This is a genomic window from Dapis purpurea BLCC-M126, from assembly GCF_050015975.1.
In the GTDB taxonomy this organism is placed as follows: Bacteria; Cyanobacteriota; Cyanobacteriia; order Cyanobacteriales; family Microcoleaceae; genus Trichodesmium.
In genome coordinates this window covers 1-3,151 of sequence record NZ_JBNHER010000270.1, presented here as the reverse complement: position 1 = coordinate 3,151, position 3,151 = coordinate 1, and the positions used below count along the sequence as shown (strand labels likewise).

2 protein-coding genes are annotated in these 3,151 nt (G+C 34.1%); both read left to right on the top strand.

Annotated elements, in window-relative coordinates; genetic code table 11:
- Positions 1–654: 654 nt before the first annotated feature.
- Positions 655–1,194, top strand: coding sequence for a DUF4168 domain-containing protein (locus ACP6PL_RS24760; protein ID WP_426547991.1), 540 nt, complete (start codon positions 655–657; stop codon positions 1,192–1,194).
- A 791-nt stretch (positions 1,195–1,985) separates the two neighbouring features.
- Complete coding sequence (locus ACP6PL_RS24755) at positions 1,986–2,405, top strand: peptide chain release factor 1 (protein WP_426547990.1); 420 nt, start codon at positions 1,986–1,988, stop codon at positions 2,403–2,405.
- The last annotated feature ends 746 nt before the right edge of the window (positions 2,406–3,151 follow it).

The following is a 3,151-nucleotide window of genomic DNA, read 5'->3' as shown; positions in this document are numbered from 1 at the left end:
GCTTTAGTTATCTAGGAGAGAAGGAAGAAATTTTGTAGTCTACCTTTGTGAAAACTGCTATAAATAGCAACAATTCACTTATAGATAACAAATTATATCTCTTCTATATATAGAACTTACCCAAAGAAACCCCTTTGCTAGGAGAAATCCTTGGTTTAGGCAATAGACATCTAGGAAAAAATCGGCTTTCTAGGTTAGAGTGCCTAACTTCTGATATAGCAAGATTATCATTGCTACTGATATTCAGTCAGAAAATCATGCCGTACAAACTAAATTGTCGAAAATTGAAGCTGATAATCAAAAATGGTCTTGTATAGTTTTATGATGGCCCTTAATTATTATACTTTCAGTCTGGGTAATAAAATTTATCAATTTTCAGTATCTCGTATTAGCACTTGTTAAATATTTTACCAACTTATATTAGCTATTCAAGCAAAACTCTGAAAAATCAAATATTTAAAATATACTGATTCAATCAACTATACAGTTTCTGCCAATTAAATTCTTTGGGAGAAATTAAAGACAATATAGTATATATTAAGTTACTTTAATTTTCTCTAGTTTCATTAAATACCCTTAATTAAGTGGGAACTTTCTGAGATTAAAATAATTCTAAATAATTAGGTAGTTTAATTTTTATTTTTGCTCAGAAGTATGAAGATCAAAGCTTTAGTTTGTAATATTCAACTATGCCCCCAGAGACTAATATCCCGGTCTTTATTGGTGGCAACTTTGTCTACATTAAGCTTAATGATGGGTATAGTGCCTAGGGGGCTAAACCAATCATCAACTCCTATATTTGATACAGCAGTCTATGCTCAAGAATCTTTCACAGATCAAACATATCAAGCAGTAACTGCTGAAGAAATAACTAAATATGCCGCTTCAATCCTACAAATTGAGAACTTAAGAATAGGGAAATATAGAGAAATTCAAAATGAATTTCAAAAACAAAGTCCCGGTGGGTCTGTGCCTCCGATTATTTGTAATCAGAAAAGCAGTGTTAATACTTTACCACAAACTGTTAAGGTAATTGCTGTTAGTTACTGCAATCAAGCTAAAAAAATGATTGAAGGAAATGATCTGACAGTTTCTCGGTTTAATCGAATTACAATGACTCAAAAAACCGATCCAACTTTGCGAGAAAAAATTCAAGCTGAGTTGATTCGGATTCAACAAGAAACTGGTAATTAATCAATTACTTCCTAGAAATAGTAATATAGAGGATTTTACTGTAACAGGATTTAAGCATGGTAACCTAAAAACCTAGTTTTTTCTAGAAGTCTATTGTTAAAACATAAGATTGATAGTAGTGGATTGATACAGCTAATTTTCTGCATTAGGTCATTTGACTGAATGTTGATATATTAATTTGAATACCGAACCCGCCCCCTACTACTTCAACATTTTAGGTGTGTCATTACACTAGCTTGTAGTCGCAATAATTTAAACTATAACCCAACCCTACTATTGGAACATTTTAGGTGTGTCACGCCACTACTAAACTAGACACACCTAATTGTGTATATTAGACCTCTCCGGAAAAGAGGGAGTAGGGGGTAGGGAGTAGGGAAAAATAATTGATTATTTCTGCGGGATAATTGATTTTATTTTTTATTATCGCAGATGTCTATTTAGATCCTTGGGGCGGGTTTATCTGATCTAGTGGTTAAACTCGTTAATTTGAAGTGGAATCCGCCCCTACTATTGCAACATTTTAGGTGTGTCACGTCACTACTGGACTGTTTCATCTAAAACTATGCATTACAGTGCTTTTCAGTTGAGTAGACCACAAAAATGTTGTAGGAGTAAGGAGTAATGAGTCAGTATGATTGTGGTTTATTCATATGAAAACCGCTGTAGGGAGTAGGGGTGGGTTGTCTCCTGTCTCCTCACCTCACCCATAATACTTTTTCAGCAAACCCTAATTATTTGATATGATTTAAGATTAACCTGATTTTTCTAATCCCAAAAATTATAAACTAATGAATAATATTTGGCAACGTTTAAAAAATTTACCTTGGCGAGAATTATCTTTAGTAAGTTTGATCGCTACTTTGACAGTAGCAACTTCAGAAATATTATTAATTCTCAGTCTCACTTATTTTTTTGTGATTCTCAAACCATTGAATATGTTATTTTCATCTCCTTTTTTTGGGGTTTTAATACCCATAGGGGTAGCAATAGGAATGGGAGCATTAGCAGTTTATTTATTGGAATGGTGGCAGAAAGAATGGTTATTGAATAATTCTAGTCTTTGGGCGTTAGTTTTCTGTTTATTTATTGGTTTATTATTAAAGTATTACCTCCCTTTGCCTGATATATTGGTAAGTGCATCTAGAGCTTCATTAATAAGTTTAGCTGTAGGAGTTTTCTGGAAAGGGCGGCCTTATTGGCGACGGTGAAAAATATCCAGAATATTCAGAATCATTGGAATAAATAGGTGAGCATAAATAAACATAACGATCGCAGGGTGGGTTTCAATAATTGATAATTGATAATGAATAATTGATAATTACCTCTCCCTAAAATCAAGATGATTGAGGCTTTAGGGAAAATTTTTTCTTCTCTTGGTCGATTGGAGATAGCGTTTCGCTGCGCGACATGAAAAGCTTAGCGGCTCTGCAATAGCAGGAAACCTCGCCATCTCACCCTTCGGGAAGCTCCGCTAACGACCGCTTGTTTCTCCTTTAAAGGAGAGGCTTTAAACCTTAATTATTCGGTAATATCAAATCTAGTAGCATTGGTGTAATATCATGTCCGGATAATTAGTGATAAAAAAGTTTTTGTTTGTAGTAGGGCTTTAGCCCGATAAATACCTATCTTAGGGCTAAAGCCCTACTACGAGCTTTAATTATCACTGTTCAACCGGACATGATTTAATTAGATAAATAGTGTGGGGAGATAGCAGATAAACAGAGCATATTTGGCAATAGCGCTCGTGAAGAGAACATTTTTTTTATACCTAACCTGATCGAATTTGATATACAGCGGTTTTATAGCGCTACGCGCTAGGGAATAGGGAATAGTAGACTTTCAAAAGGTTTCAAGATTTAAAAATATCCTAACCTTACAGCGGTTTTCATATTAATAAAGCACAATGATACTGACTCATTACTCCTTACTCCTTACTCATTACTCCTTACTCCTT

Bases quoted from the DNA above. Each gene is read 5' to 3' on its own strand.
- ACP6PL_RS24760 (WP_426547991.1), top strand. From the start codon at position 655: ATGAAGATCAAAGCTTTAGTTTGTAATATTCAACTATGCCCCCAGAGA.
- ACP6PL_RS24755 (WP_426547990.1), top strand. From the start codon at position 1,986: ATGAATAATATTTGGCAACGTTTAAAAAATTTACCTTGGCGAGAATTA.